Origin of the sequence: Epilithonimonas lactis, from assembly GCF_900110605.1 — a bacterium.
GTDB classification, from domain to species: Bacteria; Bacteroidota; Bacteroidia; order Flavobacteriales; family Weeksellaceae; genus Epilithonimonas; species Epilithonimonas lactis.
Genome location: NZ_FOFI01000002.1, coordinates 752,078 through 777,142, shown reverse-complemented (window position 1 = coordinate 777,142; position 25,065 = coordinate 752,078). Strand labels below are relative to the sequence as shown.

The 25,065-nt window shown below is 38.6% G+C and carries 24 protein-coding genes; 12 read left to right on the top strand and 12 right to left on the bottom strand.

Annotation, left to right across the window (positions count from 1 at the left end):
* The first annotated feature begins 2 nt into the window (after window positions 1–2).
* From BMW39_RS08825 to BMW39_RS08810, 4 genes are all read left to right on the top strand, one after another.
* Complete coding sequence (locus BMW39_RS08825) at window positions 3–1,535, top strand: SGNH/GDSL hydrolase family protein (RefSeq protein WP_034973917.1); 1,533 nt, start codon at window positions 3–5, stop codon at window positions 1,533–1,535.
* A 107-nt stretch (window positions 1,536–1,642) separates the two neighbouring features.
* Window positions 1,643–2,068 (top strand): RrF2 family transcriptional regulator, encoded by a 426-nt coding sequence (locus tag BMW39_RS08820; protein ID WP_034973915.1) that lies wholly within the window; start codon window positions 1,643–1,645, stop codon window positions 2,066–2,068.
* Complete coding sequence (locus BMW39_RS08815; RefSeq protein ID WP_034973913.1) at window positions 2,069–2,500, top strand: nucleoside deaminase; 432 nt, start codon at window positions 2,069–2,071, stop codon at window positions 2,498–2,500.
* Window positions 2,501–2,503: 3 nt separating this feature from the next.
* Window positions 2,504–2,884, top strand: coding sequence for a VOC family protein (locus BMW39_RS08810; RefSeq protein ID WP_034973911.1), 381 nt, complete (start codon window positions 2,504–2,506; stop codon window positions 2,882–2,884).
* Between the two features lie 10 nt (window positions 2,885–2,894).
* Here the strand turns inward: BMW39_RS08810 and BMW39_RS08805 are convergent, their stop codons facing one another.
* Both BMW39_RS08805 and BMW39_RS08800 read right to left on the bottom strand, forming a co-directional pair.
* Window positions 2,895–3,653, bottom strand: a complete 759-nt coding sequence (locus tag BMW39_RS08805) for a type III pantothenate kinase (protein WP_034973910.1) — start codon at window positions 3,651–3,653, stop codon at window positions 2,895–2,897.
* 102 nt (window positions 3,654–3,755) lie between these two features.
* Window positions 3,756–5,615 carry a M1 family metallopeptidase gene (locus tag BMW39_RS08800; RefSeq protein ID WP_034973908.1) on the bottom strand — a complete coding sequence of 620 codons (1,860 nt, stop codon included), beginning with the start codon at window positions 5,613–5,615 and terminating at the stop codon, window positions 3,756–3,758.
* A 138-nt stretch (window positions 5,616–5,753) separates the two neighbouring features.
* Here BMW39_RS08800 and BMW39_RS08795 point away from each other — a divergent pair, with 138 nt between their 5' ends.
* Window positions 5,754–6,044 (top strand): hypothetical protein, encoded by a 291-nt coding sequence (locus tag BMW39_RS08795; RefSeq protein ID WP_034973906.1) that lies wholly within the window; start codon window positions 5,754–5,756, stop codon window positions 6,042–6,044.
* Window positions 6,041–6,442, top strand: coding sequence for a DUF5958 family protein (locus tag BMW39_RS08790; RefSeq protein WP_051879843.1), 402 nt, complete (start codon window positions 6,041–6,043; stop codon window positions 6,440–6,442). Before BMW39_RS08795 ends, BMW39_RS08790 begins: the two co-directional genes overlap by 4 nt.
* Before the next feature lie 220 nt (window positions 6,443–6,662).
* On the opposite strand, the gene BMW39_RS08785 is transcribed toward BMW39_RS08790, so the two are convergent.
* A complete protein-coding gene (locus BMW39_RS08785; protein WP_034973904.1) occupies window positions 6,663–8,378 on the bottom strand; it encodes a M14 family metallopeptidase in 1,716 nt (571 codons plus the stop codon).
* 56 nt (window positions 8,379–8,434) lie between these two features.
* Between BMW39_RS08785 and BMW39_RS08780 the strand changes: the two genes are divergently transcribed.
* Window positions 8,435–9,232 (top strand): hypothetical protein, encoded by a 798-nt coding sequence (locus BMW39_RS08780; RefSeq protein ID WP_034973902.1) that lies wholly within the window; start codon window positions 8,435–8,437, stop codon window positions 9,230–9,232.
* A 51-nt stretch (window positions 9,233–9,283) separates the two neighbouring features.
* Here the strand turns inward: BMW39_RS08780 and lepA are convergent, their stop codons facing one another.
* Window positions 9,284–11,080 (bottom strand): translation elongation factor 4, encoded by a 1,797-nt coding sequence (gene lepA / locus BMW39_RS08775; RefSeq protein WP_034963917.1) that lies wholly within the window; start codon window positions 11,078–11,080, stop codon window positions 9,284–9,286.
* A 213-nt stretch (window positions 11,081–11,293) separates the two neighbouring features.
* Between lepA and bamD the strand changes: the two genes are divergently transcribed.
* The 5 genes from bamD (at window position 11,294) to BMW39_RS08750 (ending at window position 16,775) form a co-directional block, all read left to right on the top strand.
* Entirely contained in the window at window positions 11,294–12,286 is a 993-nt protein-coding gene (gene bamD, locus BMW39_RS08770) for an outer membrane protein assembly factor BamD (RefSeq protein ID WP_034973900.1), read from the top strand.
* Window positions 12,287–12,319: 33 nt separating this feature from the next.
* Complete coding sequence (locus tag BMW39_RS08765; RefSeq protein ID WP_034973898.1) at window positions 12,320–12,643, top strand: DNA-directed RNA polymerase subunit omega; 324 nt, start codon at window positions 12,320–12,322, stop codon at window positions 12,641–12,643.
* A 108-nt stretch (window positions 12,644–12,751) separates the two neighbouring features.
* The gene (coaBC, locus tag BMW39_RS08760; protein ID WP_034973896.1) at window positions 12,752–13,945 is read left to right on the top strand and encodes a bifunctional phosphopantothenoylcysteine decarboxylase/phosphopantothenate--cysteine ligase CoaBC; all 1,194 of its coding nucleotides are present in this window, start codon (window positions 12,752–12,754) and stop codon (window positions 13,943–13,945) included.
* 92 nt (window positions 13,946–14,037) lie between these two features.
* Window positions 14,038–14,943 (top strand): type IX secretion system protein PorD, encoded by a 906-nt coding sequence (porD, locus tag BMW39_RS08755; protein WP_034973894.1) that lies wholly within the window; start codon window positions 14,038–14,040, stop codon window positions 14,941–14,943.
* Window positions 14,944–15,125: 182 nt separating this feature from the next.
* A complete protein-coding gene (locus tag BMW39_RS08750; protein ID WP_034973892.1) occupies window positions 15,126–16,775 on the top strand; it encodes a DNA repair protein RecN in 1,650 nt (549 codons plus the stop codon).
* Window positions 16,776–17,027: 252 nt separating this feature from the next.
* On the opposite strand, the gene BMW39_RS08745 is transcribed toward BMW39_RS08750, so the two are convergent.
* The 8 genes from BMW39_RS08745 to BMW39_RS08710 all read right to left on the bottom strand — a co-directional run bounded on the left by BMW39_RS08745 (window position 17,028) and on the right by BMW39_RS08710 (window position 25,014).
* Window positions 17,028–18,338 carry a DUF2931 family protein gene (locus tag BMW39_RS08745; RefSeq protein WP_034973890.1) on the bottom strand — a complete coding sequence of 437 codons (1,311 nt, stop codon included), beginning with the start codon at window positions 18,336–18,338 and terminating at the stop codon, window positions 17,028–17,030.
* 109 nt (window positions 18,339–18,447) lie between these two features.
* On the bottom strand, window positions 18,448–19,101 hold the full coding sequence (locus BMW39_RS08740) for an MFS transporter (RefSeq protein WP_034973888.1): 654 nt from the start codon (window positions 19,099–19,101) through the stop codon (window positions 18,448–18,450).
* A gap of 191 nt (window positions 19,102–19,292) precedes the next feature.
* Complete coding sequence (locus tag BMW39_RS08735; RefSeq protein WP_034973886.1) at window positions 19,293–20,810, bottom strand: GH3 auxin-responsive promoter family protein; 1,518 nt, start codon at window positions 20,808–20,810, stop codon at window positions 19,293–19,295.
* Between the two features lie 88 nt (window positions 20,811–20,898).
* Window positions 20,899–21,723 carry a T9SS-dependent choice-of-anchor J family protein gene (locus BMW39_RS08730; RefSeq protein WP_034973885.1) on the bottom strand — a complete coding sequence of 275 codons (825 nt, stop codon included), beginning with the start codon at window positions 21,721–21,723 and terminating at the stop codon, window positions 20,899–20,901.
* Between the two features lie 89 nt (window positions 21,724–21,812).
* Window positions 21,813–22,451, bottom strand: coding sequence for a 50S ribosomal protein L25/general stress protein Ctc (locus tag BMW39_RS08725; protein WP_034973883.1), 639 nt, complete (start codon window positions 22,449–22,451; stop codon window positions 21,813–21,815).
* A gap of 43 nt (window positions 22,452–22,494) precedes the next feature.
* Window positions 22,495–23,436: a ribose-phosphate pyrophosphokinase gene (locus tag BMW39_RS08720; protein WP_034973881.1), complete on the bottom strand. Its 942-nt coding sequence runs from the start codon at window positions 23,434–23,436 to the stop codon at window positions 22,495–22,497.
* 108 nt (window positions 23,437–23,544) lie between these two features.
* The gene (locus BMW39_RS08715) at window positions 23,545–23,955 is read right to left on the bottom strand and encodes a BrxA/BrxB family bacilliredoxin (RefSeq protein ID WP_034973879.1); all 411 of its coding nucleotides are present in this window, start codon (window positions 23,953–23,955) and stop codon (window positions 23,545–23,547) included.
* 612 nt (window positions 23,956–24,567) lie between these two features.
* Window positions 24,568–25,014: a GatB/YqeY domain-containing protein gene (locus tag BMW39_RS08710; RefSeq protein ID WP_034973875.1), complete on the bottom strand. Its 447-nt coding sequence runs from the start codon at window positions 25,012–25,014 to the stop codon at window positions 24,568–24,570.
* Between the last annotated feature and the right edge of the window lie 51 nt (window positions 25,015–25,065).

Below are 25,065 nucleotides of genomic sequence, written 5' to 3'. Positions count from 1 at the left end.
TTATGAAAAAGATATTTTTATCAAGTATAGCAGCTTCACTTTTACTTGCGGTAAGCTGTCAGAATGATTTTGAAAACAGTACGGAAGACGTTGTTGTAACTTCTGGAGATGCCAACTTCTCCAAATATATCGCTCTAGGAAACTCATTGACTTCTGGCTACAGAGACAACGCTTTATACATCGACGGCCAAAACGAATCTTATCCAAATCTTGTGGCCACTCAAATGAAGTTTGCTGGAGGAGGAGAATTCGTACAACCTTTGATGGCAGATAACAACGGAGGAATGGTACTGGGAAGCACCGTGATCTTAGGAACAAAATTGTTCATTGAATCATTTGCCAATGGTAGTCCGGTATTGAAAAATGTTGCCGCGACACCTACAACGGATGTTACTAAAAAAATTACAGGAACCATTAATAACATGGGAGTTCCTGGTGCAAAATCATTCCATCTTGTTGCACCTGGCTATGGAAACATAAACGGGATTTTGGCTGGTACGGCAAATCCTTATTATGTAAGATTCTCCACAAGCAATACTTCGACTGTTGCTGGCGATGCTGCTGCTCAAAAACCAACATTCTTCTCGCTTTGGATCGGGAATAATGATGTTCTAAGCTACGCAACGAGCGGTGGTTCTGGAGTTGACCAAAAGGGAAATACAAATCCCGCAACATATGGGTCTAATGATATCTCAGACCCAGCTGTAGTAGCAGGATCCATCAAAGGCGTTTTGGATGCTTTGAAGGCTGCAGGATCTACACAAGGTGTGATCGGGAATATTCCTTATGTAACCTCTATTCCTTATTTCACAACGGTACCTTACAATCCATTGACGCCAGCGGCGCTAGGTGCAAACATCACAGCATTGAACACCAGTTTATACGGGCCACTTAAACAAGCTTTGACAGCATTTGGACAAGGAAATAGAATTAATCTTTTATCGGCAACTTCTGCAAATCCTGTGTTGATAAAAGATACGTCATTGGCAAATTTATCCGTTCAACTTACCGCAGCTTTGACACCTGCTTTGGGTGCTCCTACTGCAGCTGCATTTGGACAAATCTATGGGCAAGCTAGACAAGCAACAGCTGAGGATCATGTATTGTTGACCGCAAGCTCTGTCATTGCAACCACTAATCCGGCTGCACCAGCTGCTATCAATGTAAACGGAGTTTCTTACCCATTGGAGAATCAATATGTATTGACCAAAACAGAAGCAGCTTTGGTGAAAACCGCCGTGGATGCCTACAATTCACAAATAGCGAATCTTGCGACTGCTTACGGATTGGCTTTCGTGAACGCAAACGCTAAAATGACTGAACTGAACTCGATGTCCGGAATTCAATTTAATGGTGTGAAATACACTGCTAAATTCATTACTGGCGGAACATTCTCTCTGGACGGTGTACACCTTACAGGACGTGGATACGCAGTGGTTGCAAACGAATTCCTGAAAGCGATCAACTCAAAATACAGATCCAATCTTCCTTTTGTAAATCCTAACTCCTACTCAGGCGTTTCATTTCCAAATTAAGGATAGAAAATCTTGATAAGGCCGTCTTGTTTTTAATAACAGGACGGCTTTTTTTATTTGAAATTAATATTATTTCTGAATTATAAAAATTTGATTATTTTTACACTATGCTTTCAAAAAGAGTCAAATACGCAATCAAGACTTTGCTTTTCTTAAACAGGAAAGACAATTCGTCATTATTTTCCGCTAAAAAAATTTCGGAGAACGAACGTATTCCGCTCAAATTCCTGGAGCAGATCCTTCGCGAGTTGAAGCAAAACAAGATCCTGAAAAGTGAGCGAGGTGCCGAAGGTGGCTACACATTGATGAAAGATCCGGCAGACATTAAAGTCTTGGATGTGATAAGAATTGTGGATGGTCCCGTAGCACTGTTGCCCTGTGCATCGCTCAACTTCTACGAAAAATGTTCGGATTGTAGAGATGAGGCAACATGCAGCATCAGAAAATTACTCATCAACGTGCGAGATAACATGCTGCCCGTTCTAGACACGAGCATAGCCGACATGACAAGATCTGAAACAACACCTATCTAAATGTTCACCGACGAATACTTCATGAAAATGGCTTTCCAGGAAGCTGAATTGGCCTTGGAAAAGGATGAAGTTCCGATTGGCTGTGTCATCGTTTCCAACAATAGGGTCATTGCAAAATCACACAATCTCACAGAAACTTTAAACGACGTAACCGCGCACGCAGAAATGCAGGCCATCACTTCTGGCGCTAATTATCTCGGAGGAAAGTACCTTCAGAAGTGTACGATGTATGTGACGTTGGAGCCTTGCGTGATGTGTGCTGGTGCGCTCAGTTGGTCCCAGATTACGAAGGTTGTGATTGGTGCCAGAGATGAACAACGAGGTTTCATCAATAAGGCTTTATCGCTTCATCCAAAAACGGAAGTCGTGACTGGAATTATGGAAAATGAATGTTCCCAAATCGTAAAGGATTTCTTTAAAAACAAAAGGTAACTAATGAAGATTTCTCACCTGGACCATCTTGTCCTAACTGTTTCGGATATTTATAACAGTATTGAATTTTACACAAAAGTACTAGGTTTTGAATTGGTGATTTTCCATGATAGAAAAGCTTTAAAATTTGGAAATCAAAAGATCAACCTTCATCAAAAAGGAAATGAGTTTGAACCAAAAGCTGAAAAGCCAACAACTGGTTCTGCAGATCTTTGCTTCATCGCCGAAACCAAAATCGAAGATATCTTAACAGAATTAAAACAACAAGACATCAAAATCATCGAAGGCATCGTAGAAAGAACTGGCGCAAGCGGAAAGATCAAATCCATCTATTTCCGCGACCCAGATTTTAACCTCGTCGAAGTGAGCAATTATATCAATTAAAAAAACTATACTAAAAATCTTTACCCAAAAAATAAAGTCCCTTTAATGTATGCAATCTATCACCGATGTTGATCTTGTCTGTCAAAGGTTTGTAAACGTGGCTTACTCCGCCAGTTGCGATGACAAAACATTGATCTTGAACCTCATCATTGATCCTATCAATAAAACCTTCCACCATTCCGAGGAAACCGTAAACCATTCCGCTTTGCATACAGCTGATGGTGTCCAATCCAAGCACAGATTTCGGCTTTACCAATTCTATCTCTGGTAATTGCGCCGTTCCCTGGATCAAGCTATTTAATGAAGTAATAATTCCCGGGGCGATGATCACACCCAAAGTTTCTCCATTTGCATCTAGACAGCTTGCTGTGAGTGCGGTTCCAAAATCCAAAATAATTTTTTTCTGTTTAGGATAGAGATTATGCGCCGCCACAAGATTCGCATAGATATCGGTTCCCATCTGTTTTGATTTGGGAATGACACCAGAAGGCGTGTTCCTGTCAACAATAATGGGCGTTTTGTTATGAATTTTTTTTATGCCGCTCGCAACCACTTTGGTCAACTGCGGTACCACAGAGCCAATGATGATCTTATCAATTTTATCAACATCAATTTTATAGGTCTGATACAACATTAGGATCTGAACATACAGTTCATCCGTCGTTTTATAAGGCTTTGTGTTGATGACCCAAGAGAGATCACAATTGTCATCATCAAACAATCCGAAGCGGATATTGGTGTTTCCTATGTTGATTACGATGCTGTTCATAAATCTTTTAATTTACCAATTTATAAATGTAACAGTTTACCAATATTTGAAAATCTTAAATTCGTTGCTATTGATACATTGTTACATTACTACACTGTTAGATTATTTTACTTCCAAATAATTATCCTCAGGATTCACATCCGCCAAACGCTGACTGAAATCAATTCCGATGGCTGACAATTGTGTTTTGGTGTAAGGAATCGTAAACGTATATTCCTGCTGTGTCCAAGACCAATAAGGCAAAGTTTTAAATGGTCCGTAGATGTCTTTCGACTTCCAAGTTCTGGTAAGACTGAGTGGAATGTTATAATTAACGACCTTCTTGTCTTTGGTCAAAATACTGAAATCGATTGGCATTGGAACGCCGCCTTTGTTCACTAAAGTAATTGTGGTGGATTCTGGATCATATTTTACATTCTTGATGCCGTAGTCGATGGTTTTGGTAGTATTGATCCAATAATGTTGGAACCATTTAAGATCCATTCCGGTGATCTGTTGCGCAATGTGGATGAAATCTCTTTCTGTCGGATGTTTCATCGCCCATTCATCGTAATATTTCAACATAATTCGGTTGAGATTTTCCTCTCCAACGATGTAACCTAACTGCACCAAAAACATTTCACCTTTGATGTAACTCGCATAGGTGTAAGCTGTGCCATTATCGTGGTGGTCTGCCAACCAAACTGCTGGCTCCTCTTTCCCTGACTTTGTGAAATTAACATAAGCTCTGATCGCATCCGCAAAAGGATTTGGTTTTGCTTCGCTCGGCGGAAACAATCTGTAGGATACAAAATCTTCTGCATACTGTGTGAAACCTTCATCCATCCAAGGTCTCACACTTTCGTTGGTCGCGAGCATCTGCTGGAACCAAGAGTGCGCGCCTTCGTGGAACATCAGTCCGCTAAGACCTTCCAAACTTGTGGCTTCACCCAAGATCATGGTACACATGCCGTACTCCATTCCACCGTCACCACCTTGGATGAAGGAGTAACTTGGCCATTTGTAACGGCCGAAAGTGGCGTTCATCAACTGGTAATATTTTGTGATGTACGGTTTCATTTCGGACCAATATTTTGTCTTCTCAGATTTTTGATAAACTAAGAAAACCTTTGGTCCATCAAGAATTGGGAAACTTTCAACAGTATAATCTCTGTCCGCTGCCCAAGCAAAATCTAGGATGTTTTTCGCTGTCCACTTCCAGGTCACTTTACCCGCGATGTCCGGTTTCGTTGCAGCATTTGCATCATAACCTTTCACTTCTGATGGATTTTCCAGATTTCCGCCAGCGCCGATAACGTAGTTTTTATCGATTTTGATATTGACTTCATAATCAGAAAACGGAGCGTGAAATTCTCTTCCGATATAATCAAAAGCTGCCCAGCCGTCATAATCATATTCCGCGATCTTCGGATACCATTGGCTCATGGTCATATCGACACCTTCGCGGTTGTTACGTCCGCTTCTTCTAATCTGCATTGGGATCACAGCGTCCCATTCCATGGTGAACGTGGTGGAAGCATTTGATTTGATAGCATCTGCCAAATAAACTTTCATCACCGTTCCCTGAATCTCGAATTTCAGATCTTTTCCGTTCTGCTTTATCCAACGGATGTTTTGTGCGCCTTCTTCATTTTTAGGAATTTCAGACAATCTGGAAATGACTGTATTCCCAACACGTTTTGCCAATCTGCTGTCCGCATTCACACCTTGACCAGTCACACGCTGGTCCATCATAGAACCTGCTTTGAAGGCGTTCCAATACAAATGGAAATACGCCACTCTCAATTCGTCTGGCGAATTGTTTTGATATTGCAAAGTCTGCTTCCCTTGGTAAGTGAAGTTGGCCGCATCTACATCAATATCCATTTTGTATTTTGCATATTGTTGGGAATAAGCACTTTGCTGCGCCGAAACGACCAAAGAGAAAAGAATAAAAACTAAAGAGAATTGCAGTTTTTTCATAGAATTATTTTTGTGAACCTTTGGAGATTTGACGCTCCTGAAGGTTTTCTATTTTTAATTGTCTCAAAAATACTAAGTTTTTGTTGAATGACAAGTTTTATCAGAACTTAGTATATTTGAATACTTATGTGAAATCTTATGAAAGATACCAATCAAATTAATGAATTTATTGAAAATCATAACTTAAAGAATGAACTTTTAAATTCGTTCAACTATTTGCTTGAAAAGAATTCTTCAGGAGATTTAGACATTGAAGACAAAAATATTTCAATAAATGAAAATGTCATCAAATATAAACTGCTTGAAACTGGTTTTCATTCCTTTCAATCACCAATTTTAAAAAATGGATTGGAGATTGGACATTATTCTTTGAATTACGATGATAAAGGTGTAATTAAAGATGATTTCTTTATAATTAAAACTAAGTGACAGAAATCGAAATCATAATTAATAAAGTTGCTCAAGATAAAGTCGACTACAAAGATGGTGTGAAAATTATTTTGCAACATCCTCAATTTGATTTTATTCAAACTATCCAATCATTGGAAACATTTATCCTTAATGCTATTCCAAATAAATCCAGTTATGAATCCGAAGCATATAGAAAAGCAATATCAACTATTCCACTAAAACCAACTGTAACTCCTATTGTAATTTTAAATAAGAATTCAACTAAAATTGCTTTCGGAAAACTTAAAGATTTGCCAAAGTATGAAGAAGAAAAAATTATAACCTCACTTGTTTGGATTTTCAAAGTCATCGATTCTGAAAGACGAAGTACAGATTGTAGAAATGGATGCGGTCATTTTTGGCATAATATCGATTAGCGTTTCCTTACTGACAAATTTATAGCTCCGTTTAGATTCCTACGGAATGACAAAATTGGGTTTTATGCTTACTGTTGTTCTATGTGAATTCGCAGCCCGACTTGAGTGGAGCTCATTTTTTTCATTGCGATTCTATAAAAGTTCAACGAAATAATTCTCGTCGTTCGCAATGATAAAAATAGCGGGAACGGAAGGCGGAAAAGCTGCCCAAATAAATATTCTAATTAATCCTAAAAACCGGATAAAGTCTATGCGTTTTCTCGTAGTAGTTGGAATGTTTGTAAACCCAATCCAGTTGCGCTTCGCCATCGTTTGCAAATTTTGGATTGATGGATTTCTCCATTTCGAACGCGGTTTTCAAGGTTTTATTTTCTTTTAGAAGTTTACTGGCCGTATCTTCGAAAACATAAGCCGAATAATATTCTTTCTGACCCAACATCGCATCAAAGAAATTCCAGTTGAAGTAAGAATCCACCGCTTCCGGCTCCAAAGTTTCTAAGAGAAATTTCACACCATCTTGATTCAATGGAACAAGAAAATCGCCGGCTCGGAACTTCATTTTGCCTGAATCCTTGGTCACAAATGTGTCGTAATGCAGATAATGACCCTCGTAAGGATTTGGAACGGTCTTAAAATCTTTAATCCTGTAATTTTCCACTGTAAATGCAGAATCCTGCTTTATCTGAATCATTTTTATTTGGTTAAGTTTCAGTAAATCAACTACTTTACACTCGGATTGTGGGATGACGTAATATTTTGGGATTGTGACTTCTTTTGCTGAAACGTACGTGTTGTAATATTTCACGGGATTGGAAAACGGCGATTTTCTGTCGTACCAAAGTCTGGTTTTTCCCGAAACGTCGCTTGGTTTATACTTCGCTTCAAAACCTTTGAAATCAATCGTTTCGTATTTTGTAGAATCTAGTTTCCAGGCAATCGCATATTGGTTTCCCACTTTGTATTGCTTCAGATTTTCGGCTCGTTTTTGCTGAATGGTTTTGTAGTTTTCATCGATATAATTAATGTTATCGACCATATAATCGTAAGTCACTTTCACTCGGTCTTTGTACGGCTTCAGCATATGCGTCTCGACAACCGTCCCGATGGAATTGAAAAGCGTCGTGTAACCTGTCGCATATCTCGGAGAATCGATGAAAGCGGGAAAACCGCCGTCTGGAACATCACCGTGAATGTTGACATAAGGCACAGAAATCACACCTTTTTTTTCCATATTTTTCAGAAGCGTTTTCTGCATTTCGCCATTGAAATAATTACCGAGAACATTCCCCAATCGTTCTTTGTTAGTCGAAATGTAAGTAAAAGTGTATTGATAATCTGCACCGTTGCTCACGTGATTGTCTATGAAAACATCAGGTTTCAGCCATTGAAAAATCTGCTGGAAACTTCTGGAATTTTTTGAATCTGTTTTGATGAAATCTCTGTTCAAATCATAATTTCTCGCATTTCCACGGAAACCATATTCTTCCGGACCATTTTGATTCGCTCTGGAGAAACTGCCACGACTCATCATTCCGCTGATGTTGTAACTTGCGATGGACGCGATGATTACATTTATCGGCGCTTTGATTTTTCCGGTGGCTAAATCTCTCATTAACATCATCGTTGCATCAATGCCGTCCGGTTCGCCTGGATGGATTCCGTTATTGACGAACAAAACCGATTTTCCTTTTCTGGCTTCTTCGAAACTTTGCTTTGTTGGGTTGAAAATCACAACATCGATTGGAGCGCCGTTGTCATCTTCGCCTTTTGTTAGGAAAGTGATGCTTTCAAATTCCTTATCTAGTTTTTGATAATAAGTTCTCATTTCCTCAAACGTGACGGTTTGGTTGCCGTTGCCTTTTTCAAAAGGGGTTTTTAAGGATTGGGAGAATGTGAAAGTGGAGATAACAAGGAAGAGAATTGAAAGGTTTTTCATTTTTTAAAAATATTAGAACGAAGATAAATAATTAATATCTTTGAGAAAACCCATTAATGAAATCATTTTTCTTTGTTTTGATTCTCCTATTTCTAATTGGTTGCAAAGAGGAAAAAACTTTTGCAGATGATATTGTTTTGACTTTTCCGAAGGATACGCAGATGAAGGTTCAGGATTTTAATGAAGATAGTAATGAAGGCGGAGAGAATTTACTTTATATTGGAAAATTAAACCAAAATATTGAAGTTAAATATTACGAAGCAATTTTTCCACCGCCTCCACCACCTCCATTGCCAACTGAATCAGAAAAAGATTTTTCTATTAGAATTAAAAAAGAGAAAGACTCCTTATTCCAATTAAAAAATCCTTTTTTCAAGAATGAGGAAATTCCTTTATTATTCTCAAAGAATGAAAATTCTGTAGATTCATTATCAAACAAAAATCTTCAAATCATCGTTAAAGAAAATGATACGATTCCTTTGTACAAAGAGAATTACGATACAAAAATTATAAATAAATATTTTGCTTTTCCAATTTTCATTAAAAACATTTCTAATAAAATTTTAAGAATTCCAACTGAGTCAAAAAGTACAGCATTATATATTTATGAAGACAGTTTAGATAGGTTCTATTTTGCAAGAAACAGTAACTATATGATTTGTGGAACTACTGGTGGTAGTTATTCCTATATTGAACTCAAGCCAAATGAGATTTTAGTTTATGCTTATCCGTATTTTAAATCCGGAACAAAACAAAAGGCCAAAATGAAATTCTACAAAGCTTCCTCAAAAGAATTTGAAATTTCTATTGATGATAAAATTCTTAAAAATCAGTACAATAAATATTATGAATAAAAAATCCACAGAAAATTCTGTGGATTATATTTATCAAGAATGAATTAGATTTTAATCATTCAGTTTCAAAACAGCCATAAACGCTGATTGTGGAACTTCAACTCTACCAATTTGTTTCATCTTTTTCTTACCTTCTTTTTGCTTCTCAAGAAGTTTACGTTTTCTGGAAATATCACCTCCGTAACATTTTGCGGTAACGTCTTTTCTCAAAGCTTTGATGGTTTCCCTGGCGATAACTTTCGCTCCCAAGGCCGCCTGAACAGCAATATCAAACTGTTGTCTCGGAATCAATTCGCGCAATTTCTCACACATTCTCTTTCCTATGTAAAACGCATTGCTATCGTGGATCAATGAAGATAAGGCATCCACCATATCACCATTGATCAAAATATCCATTTTTACCAATTTGGAAGCACGCATCCCGATCGGAGAATAATCGAATGAAGCGTAACCTTTGGAGATAGATTTCAGTCGGTCATAAAAATCGAAAACAACTTCTGCCAAAGGCATATTGAAAGTCAATTCTACTCTGTCCGCCGTCAAATAACTTTGGTTGACAATCTCGCCTCTTTTCTCGATACAAAGCGTCATTACTCCGCCTACGAAATCAGATTTTGTGATGATAGAAGCTTTGATATATGGTTCCTCAACTCTGTCCAAAAGATTTGGGTCGATCATTTCGGATGGGTTGTTGATCAAGATCGGTGTGTCTGGTTCTTTTTTGGAGAAACCGTGGTAAGAAACGTTGGGAACCGTCGTGATCACATCCATATTGAATTCACGGTCGAGACGTTCCTGAACGATTTCCATGTGCAACATTCCCAAGAATCCGCAACGGAAACCAAAACCAAGTGCTGCAGAACTTTCCGGCTCGAAAACCAGGGAAGCGTCATTCAATCTTAATTTTTCTAATGAGAATCTTAATTCCTCAAAATCCTCAGATTCAATTGGATAGATTCCTGCAAAAACCATTGGCTTCACCTCTTCGAATCCGTCGATTGCCTCCAAAGCTGGATTTACAAACGATGTAATTGTATCACCCACTTTTACTTCGCGGGCATCTTTGATTCCGGAAATGATGTAACCTACATCACCACATTCGATGGTTTTCTTTGGAAGCTGTTTTAGTTTTAAAGTTCCAACTTCGTCTGCGCCATATTCTTTTCCCGTAGCGAAGAATTTGATCTTTTCGTTTTTGGAAATACTTCCGTTCACAACTTTGAAATAAGCCTCAATTCCTCGGAAAGGATTGTAAACAGAATCAAAGATCAAAGCTTGAAGTGGCGCTTTCGGGTCACCAACTGGTGGCGGAACTCTTTTGACGATCTGCTCTAGCAATTCGTGAACACCTTCACCTGTTTTCCCTGAAACTCTGAGAACGTCTTCGTATTTGCAACCTAGAAGTCCCATGATCTCGTCGGTCACTTCTTCCGGATTTGCAGATGGAAGATCGATTTTATTAAGGATCGGAATTATTTCCAAATCGTTTTCTAAAGCCAGATACAAATTACTGATGGTCTGCGCCTGAATACTTTGCGCCGCATCAACAATTAACAGTGCACCTTCGCAAGCCGCGATGGAACGGGAAACTTCGTAAGAAAAATCCACGTGTCCGGGCGTGTCGATAAGGTTTAGGATATATTTTTCGCCATTCAGCTCATAATCCATTTGGATCGCGTGAGACTTGATGGTGATTCCGCGTTCTTTTTCCAAGTCCATATCATCCAAGGTTTGCGACTGCAATTCCCTTTGGGTAACGGTGTTGGTATATTCTAAAAGACGATCTGCCAATGTACTTTTACCGTGGTCGATATGTGCAATGATGCAGAAGTTCCTGATGTTTTTCATTTAAAATTCTTGTAATTTGCAAAAATACACTATTTATTGATAGTCCGAAACTTGGAATGGCGGATTGTTCTAAAGTTTTTGAAATTATAAATCAATATTTAATATATTAATAAGAAAAACGTTAATCTTTCATAAAAAAAAGCTATTGCAGAAAAAAGTTTTATTTTTGCAAATTAATTACAATCAAGTGACAGATTTATTCTGGCGGGAATTATGAAGAAATATATTAGTTTATTAGTGTTGTCTGTGATTTTGCTGTCTTGCAAAACAGAAATGGATCAGGCTATGAAGAGTGCCGACAAAGATTTTATCTTGAAGGTTGCCAATGAAAAATTCGCAAAGAAAAAATGGTCAGATGCTTTGGCATTGTACGATAGATTACCAAATCTAGTTGCCGGAACAGATGATGCGCCCAATGTGGTCTTCAACTCTGCCTATTCTAATTATTATGACAAGAATTACAGACTCGCAGCCAATCAGTTCAAGAATTTTGTGATCAGTTTTCCTCAGGACCCAAGAAAGGAGGAGGCAGCTTATCTTTCGGCTCTTTGTTACTACGAAGGCTCTTTGCAGTACAACCTCGACCAAAGCAATACTGAGTCTGCAATCACAGAACTACAGAATTTTTTGAATGAATATCCAGACTCTGAGCGTTCCAAAAACATCACCCAATTGGTAGATGAGTTGGCGTACAAATTGGAATTCAAAGCGTTTGAAAATGCGAAGCAATATTACAAAATGGGCGAATACAAAGCTGCTGCGGTAACTTTTGAAAACGTTTTGGAAGACTTCCCAGCAACCAAGTTGAGACCAAAGATCTACGATATCATTTTGAAATCTAAATATGAATTGGCAGTCAATTCCATCTATGATCTGAAAAAAGAAAGACTGGACGCGGCCGCTTCTTATGCAAAAAGAGTTTCCACAGAACTTCCAAATTCTGAATACTCCAAAACAGCTGATGACCTCGGCGCAAAGCTGGAAGCAGAAAAAGCTAAATTTGCCATCTTGCAAGCAGATGTAGAAAAACGAAAAGCAGAATACGAAGCAAAGGTGAAAAATGCCGATGCCAAAGAAGCTGAGAAAAAAGAAGTAGCTCAGGAGAAAAACCAGGCGAAGATGGAAAACTCTGCAGAACAGGCAAGAAGAGACAGCGCAAAGGTGAATTCGCCAGAACCACAAGCGACTTTCAAGTTTAAAAGATAATTAGTATATTTGCAACCCTAAACAATTCGTCCAATGAGCCTTAAAGATACAAAAGCAGAAGTAAGTACAATCACTTACGACAAAGATAAGATCGAAGCAAAAGTAGCCAGCATCTACGAAGCTATCGTGATCATGGGTAAAAGAGCAGAGCAGATCAACGGTGAGATCCGTACAGAACTTCACGGAAAACTTGATGAGTTTGCTGTTCACAACTCTACTTTGGAAGAAGTTTTCGAAAACAGAGAGCAGATCGAGATCTCCAAGCATTACGAAAAAATGCCAAAACCAACCTCTATCGCTATTAGAGAATGGTTGGATGATGAGATCTACCACAGAAAAACTGAAGAAAAAAACTAATCCTCGGATTTGAAAATACAAAAACCGTCTCGCTAAAGTATTCCTTTATGAGACGGTTTTTTTGTTATCAAAATTATTAATACTTTCGTTAATATAAATCAAAGCAAAATGAGCTTACAAGGCAAAAAGATCATCCTTGGAATCACTGGTGGAATCGCCGCTTACAAAATGAATTACCTCGTTCGGGACCTCATAAAGTCTGGAGCAGAAGTGAAAATTGTAATGACGAGATCGGCCGAGCAATTTGTCTCGCCACTCACGCTTTCTACGCTTTCCAAGAACAAGGTCTTCACCGATTTTTATGACGACAATAAAACTTGGAACAACCACGTAGAACTTGCACTTTGGGCAGATCTGATACTCATTGCACCTTGTACAGCAAACACTTTGGCAAAGATCACCACTGGTATTTGTGACAATTTTTTGATGGCAGTTTATATGTCCGCAAAATGTCCGGTGGCCATCGCACCTGCAATGGATCTTGATATGTACGCACATCCGACGGTAACCAAAAATCTACAAACCGCTGAAAGTTTTGGCCACAAGATCATTCCAGCAGAATTTGGAGAATTGGCAAGTGGACTTAATGGACAAGGCAGATTGGCAGAACCATCAACCATTTTATCAGTTTTGGAAAATCAATTTTCTGATGCCGAACAAACCTTATCAGGGAAAAAATTCCTGATCACGGCTGGACCAACTTATGAAAACATCGACCCAGTAAGATTCATCGGCAATCACTCTTCGGGAAAGATGGGTTTTGATCTCGCCAAAGAGGCTTCAAAACGTGGCGCAGAAGTGATTCTGATCTCTGGTCCATCTTCTCAGAAAGTTGATGACAAAAACATTACACTTCACAGAGTGACTTCAGCTGAGGAAATGTTTGACGAGGTTTTCAAATATTATGAATCGACAGATGTTGCGATCATGAGCGCCGCCGTCGCGGACTACACACCAAAAGTGAAAGCCACAGAGAAGATCAAGAAAAATGATAATGAACTCACCATCGAGTTGATCAAAAACAAAGATATTCTCCGAACTATGGGTGAGAAAAAGTCTAAACAGTTTTTGGTAGGATTTGCTCTGGAAACGCAGAATGAAGAGGAAAATGCCAAGGGAAAATTAGTCAAGAAAAATCTGGACATGATCATCCTCAACTCACTTCGGGACGAAGGCGCTGGATTTGCAAATGCTACCAACAAGATCAAGATCTTCACGCCCACAGAAGAGCAATCATTTGCCTTAAAATCAAAAGAAGACGTTGCAAAGGATATTCTGAACTTTATTGAGCAGAAATTGTAAGAAAACCTCGTGTTTTACGTTATCATTTTATCCTTGTTTTAGATTATTTTCTTTGACAAAGATTGCTTATTTTTACAAACATTTTTATTTGGATGAAAAAACTACTTTTTATAATCTGCGCTTTGTTTTTTGCTCAAACAGCTTTCTCACAGGAGCTTTTGGCCAATGTACAGATCAACTCACAACAAATTGCAGGAAGTAACACACAGGTTTTCCGAACCTTGGAAAAATCCCTCAGAGACTTCATTAACAATACCAGCTGGACAGGGAAAAAGCTTCAGAACTTTGAAAAGATCAAGTGCAACTTTGCAATCGTTATATCTGAACGCAACGGAAACAGCGGTTTCAAAGGAACAATGGTCGTACAAGCCACGCGCCCGGTTTTCAACTCGCAATATGAGTCACCTTTGATGAACATCAATGACACAAGTTTTTCTTTTGAATACAACGAAAATGAAAACTTGATCTTCAACGAGAGACAATTCTCTGGGAAGAATCTTACCGATGTCATCAGTTTCTACATCTATCTAATTCTCGGTTACGATGGTGACAGTTTCCAATTGAAAGGCGGACAAGCACATTTTGACAAAGCTTTTAAAATCGCGCAAAACTCTCAGAATCAAAACTATGATGGCTGGAATCAAATAGAAAGCCAAAGAAATAGAGGGGCGTTGATCTCCGGATTGCAAAACGAAAACTCCTCCACCTTGAGAACTGTCTTCTACAGCTATCACCGTGCTGGTCTTGATAACTTGGCAAAACCAGACCAAGGCCCAGCGAAAAAAACGATTGCAGAATCTCTGATGCAACTCAAGTTCTATGACAACAATTTCCAGATGAATTATCCTTTCAATGTCTTTTTGGAAAGCAAAAGCACCGAGATCTTCAACATCTTTGATACTGGGAACAATGCTTCTGTCAACATCAGCGAACTGAAAACAATGATGAGCACCTTCGCTCCGAAAGACATTGACACCAAATGGAATAAGTGGAAATAGACATTTTGTGAGTCTTATCTTTTGGGCAGCTTTTCCGCCTTCCACTCCCAATCTTTTTTGCATACTATTTTCAGTCAGTAGAACTTGATACCACGCAAAAAAGGATTTCCGTTCAAGTCGGGCTGCGGGCTTTCGGTTTCAAATCAACTTAGGCTATAATTTAGTTATTAAAAAATAATTTCGTGCTTTCAAGAATTTTCATTCAGAATTTTGCGTTAATTGACAAACTTGAGATCGACCTCAAGAAAGGTCTTCAGGTCATCACAGGAGAAACCGGTGCGGGAAAATCCATCATTCTTGGTGCGCTACGTCTCATAATGGGAGAAAGAGCCGATGTGAAATCCTTCGCAAAGTCTGACGTCAAAAGCATCGTAGAAACCGAGTTCCAGATCAGCGAAAATTTCAAAGATTTTTTTGAAGACAGGGATTTGGATTTTGAAACACAGACCATCATCAGAAGAGAGATTTCGTCTGGTGGAAAGTCGAGAGCTTTCATCAATGATGTTCCTGTGACCTTGGATGTTTTGAAGGAATTATCTTCAAGATTGATCGACATTCATTCCCAATTCGAAACGTCTGACCTTTTCACCGAGCAATTTCAATTCGGAATTCTGGATGGATTGGCAAAGAATAAAAGCTTGCTGTCCGATTATCAAAACCATTACATTGGTTATCAAACTACCAAAAGAGAAATCGAACAACTGAGATCGGCACTTGCAGAAAACAACAAAGAATCAGATTACAAAAATTTCCTTCTTGCAGAATTGGAAGAAATGCAATTGGACGATCTGGATTTTGAAGAGATCCAGAATCAACTCAATACGCAGGAAAACGCAGGACAGATCAATGAATATCTTTCGGAAATAGTATCCAAACTGAACCAGGAAGATTTCGGGATCTTGTCTGGACTTTTCGAAGTTAAAAACAAAATCGCTAAACTTTCAGAACTTTCATCAGAATATCAAGACCTCAGCGAACGCCTGGAAACTTCTTATCTGGAGCTGAAAGACATCAATCTCGAAATCGAGAACAAGGCAGAAAATCTGGAAATGGATCCCGAACTTTTGCAAGCTTTGTTAACGACTGTCAACCGATTGAATTCGCTTTTCCTGAAACATCAGGTGAATGACATTGAGGGACTTTTGGCAATCCGAGAAGAATTGTCTGCCAGCCAAAACTCTTTAGAAACGATTGAAAATCAAATCGAAGAAAAAGAAAAAAGCCTTAAGCTGATTGAAAAAGAACTTCAAACTCTCAGTCAAAAATTATCAGAGAACAGAAAGAAATTCTCAGGAAATCTGGAAAACCAAGCCAAAGAAATCTTCTCAAAACTAGGTTTGGAAAAAGCCATCTTGAAAATCGATTTGACAGATTCCAACACTTACAATCCTCACGGGAAAAATAATATCCAAATCCTTTTCCAGGCGAACTCTGGTTTTCCATTGAAACCAATCCAAAGCGCCGTTTCTGGTGGAGAACGTTCCCGCGTAATGCTAGCCATTAAAAAAATAATGGCGGAGAACAATGACCTTCCAACATTAATATTAGACGAAATCGACACGGGCGTTTCCGGAAGAATTGCCGAGGAAATGGGAAAACTGATGCAGGAAATGTCGCAAGACCTTCAACTCATCATCATCACGCATCTTGCGCAAGTTGCCGCGAAAGGGAACGAGAATTACAAAGTGGTGAAATTTGACGAAAATGGAATTACCAAAACTACCATCGTAAAGCTTTCCAACGACGAAAAACTCAACGAGATTGCACAGTTGATCTCCGGTTCCAAGATCACGGAAGCGGCGATTTCTCAGGCGAAGGAGTTGATTGGGTAGAAATGTAATTGCTTGTTATTGGTCGCTCCTCTGGAGCTTTGTTATAATTCGGTAATTATCTTTCTACCAATGGGTTGCCACTCTGTGGCTTTTGTAAGTGAATGTAGTTTAGTTGAATCCCTAATATTTCTTATTTCCATACAAATAGCTGTTGGTCGCTCCTCAGAGCTTTTTTTAATTTGGTAATTGCCTATCTACCAATGGGTTGCCACTCTGTGGCTTTTGTAAGTGAATGTAGTTCACTTTGAATCCTTAATCTTTCCTTATTTGCAAAGTTTTCATTTTCGTAAAATCCAGCGTTTTGTTTTTTGATTTTATTTTCACTGTAGCTGTGGTAAAATCTTCATTGAAATTCAAAACGATATCAAGTGGCTCATTGCGATTTTCCTTTGTCAAAGTTTTAAAATTGTTATAGATCTCTTCTTCATCAAATTGAAAAAAAGCTTTGTACTCGTCTTTATTATTGAAAAAATGAAAAATAATATAGCTTGGCACAACTTGATTTTGATGTCTGCTTTTGATAACTTCTTCATCAAAGAATGAAAAATTCTCGCCGTTGTAAAAATAAAATTCAAGCTCAGATTTCGTTGGTCTTATCTTACCCAAATCCACTTTCCAATTATATTTTTCGCGGTATTGATTAGTCCAAATTCCAAAAGGAATTTTTTGATTGTTATGAACGATTCTTCTTTGTTGTAAGTCGTCTTTGCATTTGCAAGTATCACTCAAAACCTTTTTTATTTCGTCCGCCTGTACGATATCTTCAGCCTTAAACTGATTGATATTCATCTCCTTTGCTTTGAAAACGCTGATTTCCCTTGTTTCACTGGCACCCGAAATCCATAGAATCACATCGCCGCCCGGAGCAATTCCGGCATTCAGATCTTGATAATCGGCCGTTATCATTCGATCTAAATTACCACTCATATCGCGCGGATATCCTTTTTTGAAGTAATTGGAAATTTTGGTTTTATCTAGTTTTGTACGCAATCCATAATATTTATTCTCAAGAAATGAAAACCAGTAGAGTTTCAAACTATCCGGCAAAACCACGTCGCCATCTTCGGACGATTTGAAGGTAGATTCGGCATTTCCCCAGTTTGTAGAATAGACTTTGCTGGTTTCCAAAAGCGTGTATGGATTTCGGTGCCCTTTGACTGCAAGCGTAAATTCACTATTTGAAAGCAACTTGATCGGATAACCTTCGGGTGTGGCGATGCCTTGCTGGTAGTCATATTTTTCGGTGCTTCTGTAAACTTGTTCTTTATTGAAAGTGCTTCGTTCCTCGTTAGTATTAATCAAAATCAATAAGAGACAGGCGATTACAAATAATCCTGAAGTCATTAAAACCGTTTGTTTATTTTTCTTCGAAACGTAAGCAACCAAGGCTAAAATCAAAAACTGAACAGGAATTGCTACAAGGATCAGAAAAATATCAAAAGCTTCCTGAGGAACATATGAACTGTTTTGGACAATCTGAAATTGCAACAAAAATAGGTACATCAAAATATTGACGACGCCGATACCAACGGAAAGCAGGAAGATCTTGAAGTAATATTTCATCGTTCGATCATATCAAATTTGTAAGCCATTACTAAAGTATCACTTCTTTGTGGATCTGTAATCAATTAATAACTAAAAAATCCCGAAGCTTTTCGGGATTAATATGATTTTATTTAGTTCTTGAGACCTGGATTTCATTCAGCACTTTGGCATTATACATCGCAAAATCTCTGTATTCTGGCTTGGTAGCAATTTCTTTTGCCACTTTCCCGAATTCTACCGAGACCAAGTTGACATATTCTTTTTCGCATGCGTCAATTTTGGTCTTATCTTTTTCATTGACCGCTTTTTCATATTTTACTTTCAAAGCTTCCAATTGATTGAGGTAATTATTCGCCGATTCGCTTTCCAGATCTGGTCTGTCGCTATTGGCAATTTCGTTTTCTGTCTTCTTTTGATTGGCCTCCAGACTTGCTCTCACATCCTCGATGGAAGTTGATTTTTTAGTCGTTGAAAAGATAATGGCGTAGAATCCTATAATAGCAACTACTAAAACTGCCAATAAATAAATGGCCTTGCCACCGTTTGAAATGAATTTCCGGTAAGCATAAAACATCAATAAGCTTCCCAAGAGAATCATCCCGATCGCCAAACCAATGTTCCCGAAAATCTCATAGACCGGCCAAAGAATCCTCGGAATGCGATATTCTGCCTGCTCGGAAAAGTACGTCGTTCCCATACTGAAGATTCCGGCACCAATAAAGCCCATTGCAAAAGCTTTGACTTTCTCTGCCGTGGAGATCACTTTGTTTGTTTCTGTCATAGTTTTTAGTTTTAATGTAATTAAAGTTAATTAAAATAATCAAAACCTGTGAAAAAATATTTTAAATATAAGCATTTACAGAAATGAAATCTTATTGGCACAAGACAATCTTACAACACTTCAAAGTCTTGTTTAATTCAGAAAAATGGGAAAATCCAATACAGAATGTAAATCTAATGGAGAATGGGAAATTAAAGCTCGTTTAATTTCAGCAAAGGTTCGATATACTCTCTATCGTTGCTAAGTCTAGGCACTTTGTTTTGCCCACCAAGTTTTCCTCGGCTAGCCATCCATTCATAAAATAGATTGGGCTTTGCGGAATGTACGATTGGGCATTTTAGCGTAATGTCGTTGTACCTTTTTGCTTCGTAATCGGAATTTAAAGTTTTAAGGGATCTGTCAAAAACCTGTGTGAATTCCTCCAGGCATTTTGGTTGTTTGGTGAATTCAAAAATCCATTCGTGACAGCCTTTGCTGCTGTTGGTCATAAAAACGGGCGCGCCTGTGTAGTCAGAGATGCTCGCTTCCAACTGTTCACAAGCCGTTTTGAGCGCTGTTTCCACATTGTCTATCATCAGCTCTTCCCCAAATGCATTGATGTAATGCTTTGTTCTTCCTGAGATCTTGATCCTGTAAGGACTTGTAGATGTAAACTTGACCGTGTCGCCTATCAAATAACGCCAAAGTCCGCCGTTGGTAGTGATCACAACCGCATAATTTTTACCGATCTCTACCTCCGAAATTGGAATGGCTTCCCGAACTCCTGTGTTATATAGATCCATGGGAATGAATTCGTAGAAAATCCCGTAATCCAACATCAAAAGCATCTCATCACTTCCTGCCTGATCCTGGATGGCGAAAAACCCTTCGGATGCGTTGTAGATCTCGTAATAGCGAACGTCTTTACCAAAAATCTCTTTGTACTGATTTTTATAGGGCTTGAAGCTGATTCCGCCGTGAAAGAACACCTCGAGATTGGGCCAAAGCTGCGAAATAGACTCTTTCCCTGTCTCCTGCAAAGTTCTTTGAAGCAAAACCATCATCCAGCTAGGAACACCTGTGAGACTTCCCACATCTTCATTCTTCACCTCTCCGATGATTGCTTTCATTTTGCTTTCCCATTCGGACATCAAGGATGTTTTCTTGCTAGGCGTATTGATGATCTCTACCCAGAAAGGTAGGTTCTCTATCAATATGGCTGACAAGTCCCCAAATTTGGTATTGAAATCCTGATACATCTCCGCACTTCCGCCTAACCTCAGATTTTTGTGCTGGAACAACTCACTTTCCGGATGGTTGTTGACATAAATGGAAATGAGGTCTTTTCCTGCTTTGTAGTGGCAATCTTCCAAACTTTCGGCAGTGATTGGAATGTACTTGCTTTTGGCATTCGTCGTGCCAGAAGATTTGGCGAATTGCTTGATAACACCTGGCCAGAAGACATCTTTTTGTCCCTGACGTGCCTTTTCTATATACGGTTCGAAGTCCTCGTAGCATACGATCGGAACTTTCTTCTTAAAATCTTTGTAATTGGAGATCGAGCTGAAACCATATTTCAGACCATACTCAGTTTCCTCTGCATTGAAGAGCTGAGAGAAAAGCAAACCTTCCTGCGTCTCCACAGGGTTTTGTTTGAAATGCTCGATCTGATCTATCCGCTGACGGATAAACCAATTGACGACGGTATTAAAAAGTGCTTTGGTTGCCATTCTTCACAAATATAACAATTTTTGTGAATGGAAATAAAAAAAGACATTTCGAATTGAAATGCCTTTGATATAAATATTTTTTACTCACCTATTTCTTGATGATCTTCTTGCTTACAGTTCCCGCTTTGGTCTCAATAGAAACTGTGTAGATCCCTTTTTCAAGCTTAGAAACATCGAATTTGTTATTCACCGATTCTAATTTTGACACCACCAATTTGCCTGACAGATCATAGATTTTAACAGACTGAATATCACTGATATTACTAATACTAAAATAATCTACTGTCGGATTTGGAAATAGGTTGATATCTTTTTTATTAGTTTCATTCACCGCCATCAATGGTTTGGAAGTGACATCGATATCATCAATACTAAGAAGATTGCCGTTCGTATAATCATTGACCCAAGCCAAATAGATCGTTTGCCCGGCATAAGCTGACAGATCAACAGCATAAGGCGCTGTCTGGCTACTGATCGGCACATTGGCTGCGTGCGCTACACTCAAAATATCGGTGAATGACGCTTTCGCTGTATTGGTCGTGGAAATCTTGAGCTTGAAACCATCATCATATGGACTCACATCGTGAGATCTGGCAAAGAACTCCAGTGCCGCTGTAGAATTTGCTGGTACAGTGATCGCTGGCGAGATCAACCATCTGTCTGCCTGCGCAATGGAAGTAAACCAAGACGGCGAAGATGCAACGAGATTTCCACTTTCAACTTGCCAATTCACAATGTTCCACGCATTCGGGAATGTACCTGCATAAGTTCCAAATGGCGTATTAGTATCATTGTATAAAGTCCATCCTGCGTCTTGCAATGATGTGATCTCTTCAAAGCTTTCTGTGTAGATAGAACTTTGAGCCATTCCAATGACTGGTAATAATAAAACAGAAAATAAAAGTTTTTTCATTGTTTGAATTTTTTTGATTGATGTAAATATATAAAAAAACCGTCTCGCAAAAAACGAGACGGTCAAATTTTATTTTTACAGAAAAAAAATTATTCTGCAGAAGTTTCTTCAGTAGTAGCTTCTGCTCCTCCTTCTGTTACTTCTTCATCGTCATCATCCATTGCTGCAGCAGCATTTTTGCTAGCATTTCTAGACATTTTAACAGCTACGATAACTGCGTTGTCTGGGTGCATGAATGTATATTTGTCATTTTTAAGACTTTCTACATAGAACTTGTTACCAATTTTAAGAGGCGTAATATCTACTACGATCTCGTCTGGCAAGTTAGCTGGGATAGCTTTTACTTTTAGTTTTCTGTAAGTTTGTCTAAGAACACCTCCGGCAACCACACCTTTGGAACGACCTGTCACTCTTACTGGAACTTCCATAACTACTGGCTTGTCGTCAGATAATCTGTAGAAGTCTGCGTGAATGATCTTGTCCGTAATTGGGTGGAACTGAATATCTTGAAGAACTGCAGGAATTACCTGTCCGTCAACTTCAATAGATACCGTGTGTGCTTCGGGAGTATATACCAAACCTTTGAACGCTTTCTCCAATGCAGAGAAGTTCAATGGCTCGCCACCTCCGTAAACAACACAAGGAACTAATTCAGCATCACGTAAAGCTTTAGTAGACTTTTTGCCCACGCTTTCTCTTTTTGTACCTTGAATTGTAATTGATTTCATTTTGTATAAAATTATTTTAAGGGTGCAAAGGTATTAATTTTTTTTAAATAATGAACTTATCACTGATGGATTTGTGCTCATGTACCATTTTCATGACATCAGCAAACAGATCCGCACAAGAAAGCACTTTGATTTTGGAAGACAAACCTGCTTTAACTGGGATAGAATCTGTTACGATCACCTCCAACAATTGAGAATTCTCGATGTTATCATAAGCTTTGCCAGAAAGAACGCCGTGTGTTGCCATTGCTCTTACCGAACGGGCTCCTTTTTCCATCAAGATGTCCGCCGCTTTGCAAAGTGTGCCCGCAGTGTCGATCATATCATCTATCAGGATCACGTTCTTGTCTTTTACATCACCAATCAAGAACATCTCTTCTATCACGTTGGCTTTTTTTCTTTCTTTATAAGCAATTACGACATCGGCTCCCAAATGTCCGGCGTAATTTTTTGCTCTCTTTGCACCACCCATATCTGGTGAAGCAATGGTAAGATTTTCTAAATTCAGATTTCTGATGTAATCTACAAAAATTGTGGAAGCATAAAGGTGATCCACTGGAATCTCAAAGAAACCTTGGATCTGATCAGCGTGGAGATCCATTGTCATAATTCTTGTAGCTCCGGCTGCAGTCAAAAGATTGGCAACCAATTTTGCGCCTATTGGTGCTCTTGGTTTATCCTTTCTGTCTTGTCTTGCCAAACCGTAGTAAGGAATCACGACGGTGATATTTTTGGCAGACGCTCTTTTTGCAGCATCTATCATTAATAGTAATTCCAGAAGATTGTCCGCTGGTGGAAATGTAGAGGCGATAAGGAAAACTCGCGCTCCTCTTACTGACTGTTCCAAGACAGGCTCGAACTCTCCGTCGCTGAAATGTTGAAAATTAATGATTCCAAGTGTTTGCCCGTAACTTTTGGCAATCTTTTCTGCCAACTCATGGCTGGTCCTTGTTGAAAATAGATAACTGGCTTGATGATCTGACATTCTTTCTTTACTTTTTTGCAAATTTAAAAAATAATAAAAACTATAAAAGGTGATTTTTATCTATAGTCATAAAAAAAACCAAAATATTTCTATTTTGGTTTTTTATTCTTAACAATATTCGTCGAAAGCCGCCTGAAGATTCGCAGCGATTGCGCCTGCAGGATTTCCTTCGATGTGATGTCTCTCTAACATATGCACCAACTCTCCGTCCTTGAAAAGTGCCACAGCTGGAGAACTTGGAGGGAACGGCGCCAGCAATCTTCTTGCTTCAGCGACTGCATCCGTATCAAATCCTGCAAAAGCTGTTACCAAATGGTCTGGCCTCTTCTCGCCCGTCAAAGAGTACAAAACTCCTGGTCTTGCTGCGCCTGCCGCACATCCGCAAACTGAATTGATGACTAATAAAGTTGTGCCCGATTGTTTAAGTGCCGAGTCAACTTCTGCTGGTGTTGTAAGGTCCTGGAAGCCTTTATCTGTAAGTTCTGCCTTCATTGGCAATACTAAATCTGCTGGATACATAATTGATTTGTTTAAAAGTTTAACGTTCAAAGTTTCGTTTGAGTTGCAAATTTAATCATAATTATTTTGCTTGGCTCATCTTTCATTCTATTAAAACCATTCCGAAAATCTATTGAGCCATTTTGACAGGAAAATGACTTACAGCGAATGGCTTTTTGCTTTAAAGCGTTGTGTGGAAAATTAGCGCAAAGGCGCAAGAATTATGAATATGATGTTTTGAAAGTTGCAAAGTTTTTATCTTCGATGAAATCGGGATTGTATGAAATTTTGAAAATATCTATTGCGTTTACTGGCGAAAAATAGGTCGCTTCTTTGAAGCTTTTTTTACAATTAATAGATTTTCTACCAATGGATTTTCCGCTCTGCGGTTTTTAATTTTAAATAAACCTTCAAGATAGAGATTCAATTCATTTTTGACATTAAATTTTGATTATAACTTAGGATTACACTATAAATAAAAACCCAAAATCCTTAGACTTTGGGTTCAAATCAAATCGATATGCATATTTTGAATATCCAGTTTTTGGATGGAAGCTGGAGGATGGAGGTTCGAAGTTTAAAATATTCTGTCATAATTTAACTTCCAGCATCTGACTTCCAGCTTCCAACAACTTAAGAAAGCAATTTTTTCACCATTTCGGAAATGCTCTTTCCGTCTGATTTTCCGGCCAATGCTTTGGAAGCGACACCCATTACTTTTCCTAAATCCTTGATGCTTTCTGCGCCGGTCTCAGAAATGATTCTTTTGATTTCCGTTTCCAATTCTTCTGCAGTAAGCTGTTGTGGAAGAAACTTCTCAATCACTTTGGATTGCGCTTCTTCTACTTCCGCAAGGTCCGTTCTTCCCTGAGCCGTAAATTGGTCGTAGGAATCCTTTCTTTGCTTAATCATTCTTTGCAAAATTGCAATTTCCTGCTCTGCTGAAACTTCTGCTCCAATGGCTTCTGTTTTCAGCAATAATATTTGCGCTTTCACAGCACGGAGAGAATCCAGAGCAACTCTGTCCTTCTCCCTCATTGCGGTTTTTATCGCATCGTTTATGGTAAGTTCTAAACTCATAATTTTTGTATTAATGTAAAAAGTATTAATGTATTTATGACTGAAAATGCA

Excerpts from the sequence above, each read along its gene's own strand:
- BMW39_RS08785 (WP_034973904.1), bottom strand. The coding sequence starts at position 8,378 with ATGAAAAACCTTTCAATTCTCTTCCTTGTTATCTCCACTTTCACATTC.
- coaBC (WP_034973896.1), top strand. The coding sequence starts at position 12,752 with ATGAGCTTACAAGGCAAAAAGATCATCCTTGGAATCACTGGTGGAATC.
- BMW39_RS08720 (WP_034973881.1), bottom strand. The coding sequence starts at position 23,436 with ATGTCAGATCATCAAGCCAGTTATCTATTTTCAACAAGGACCAGCCAT.
- BMW39_RS08745 (WP_034973890.1), bottom strand. The coding sequence starts at position 18,338 with ATGAAATATTACTTCAAGATCTTCCTGCTTTCCGTTGGTATCGGCGTC.
- BMW39_RS08795 (WP_034973906.1), top strand. The coding sequence starts at position 5,754 with ATGAAAGATACCAATCAAATTAATGAATTTATTGAAAATCATAACTTA.
- BMW39_RS08715 (WP_034973879.1), bottom strand. The coding sequence starts at position 23,955 with ATGTATCCAGCAGATTTAGTATTGCCAATGAAGGCAGAACTTACAGAT.
- BMW39_RS08740 (WP_034973888.1), bottom strand. The coding sequence starts at position 19,101 with ATGACAGAAACAAACAAAGTGATCTCCACGGCAGAGAAAGTCAAAGCT.
- BMW39_RS08800 (WP_034973908.1), bottom strand. The coding sequence starts at position 5,615 with ATGAAAAAACTGCAATTCTCTTTAGTTTTTATTCTTTTCTCTTTGGTC.
- BMW39_RS08815 (WP_034973913.1), top strand. The coding sequence starts at position 2,069 with ATGTTCACCGACGAATACTTCATGAAAATGGCTTTCCAGGAAGCTGAA.
- BMW39_RS08820 (WP_034973915.1), top strand. The coding sequence starts at position 1,643 with ATGCTTTCAAAAAGAGTCAAATACGCAATCAAGACTTTGCTTTTCTTA.
- BMW39_RS08765 (WP_034973898.1), top strand. The coding sequence starts at position 12,320 with ATGAGCCTTAAAGATACAAAAGCAGAAGTAAGTACAATCACTTACGAC.
- BMW39_RS08710 (WP_034973875.1), bottom strand. The coding sequence starts at position 25,014 with ATGAGTTTAGAACTTACCATAAACGATGCGATAAAAACCGCAATGAGG.
- BMW39_RS08825 (WP_034973917.1), top strand. The coding sequence starts at position 3 with ATGAAAAAGATATTTTTATCAAGTATAGCAGCTTCACTTTTACTTGCG.
- bamD (WP_034973900.1), top strand. The coding sequence starts at position 11,294 with ATGAAGAAATATATTAGTTTATTAGTGTTGTCTGTGATTTTGCTGTCT.
- BMW39_RS08735 (WP_034973886.1), bottom strand. The coding sequence starts at position 20,810 with ATGGCAACCAAAGCACTTTTTAATACCGTCGTCAATTGGTTTATCCGT.
- lepA (WP_034963917.1), bottom strand. The coding sequence starts at position 11,080 with ATGAAAAACATCAGGAACTTCTGCATCATTGCACATATCGACCACGGT.
- BMW39_RS08780 (WP_034973902.1), top strand. The coding sequence starts at position 8,435 with ATGAAATCATTTTTCTTTGTTTTGATTCTCCTATTTCTAATTGGTTGC.
- BMW39_RS08725 (WP_034973883.1), bottom strand. The coding sequence starts at position 22,451 with ATGAAATCAATTACAATTCAAGGTACAAAAAGAGAAAGCGTGGGCAAA.
- BMW39_RS08805 (WP_034973910.1), bottom strand. The coding sequence starts at position 3,653 with ATGAACAGCATCGTAATCAACATAGGAAACACCAATATCCGCTTCGGA.
- BMW39_RS08730 (WP_034973885.1), bottom strand. The coding sequence starts at position 21,723 with ATGAAAAAACTTTTATTTTCTGTTTTATTATTACCAGTCATTGGAATG.
- porD (WP_034973894.1), top strand. The coding sequence starts at position 14,038 with ATGAAAAAACTACTTTTTATAATCTGCGCTTTGTTTTTTGCTCAAACA.
- BMW39_RS08810 (WP_034973911.1), top strand. The coding sequence starts at position 2,504 with ATGAAGATTTCTCACCTGGACCATCTTGTCCTAACTGTTTCGGATATT.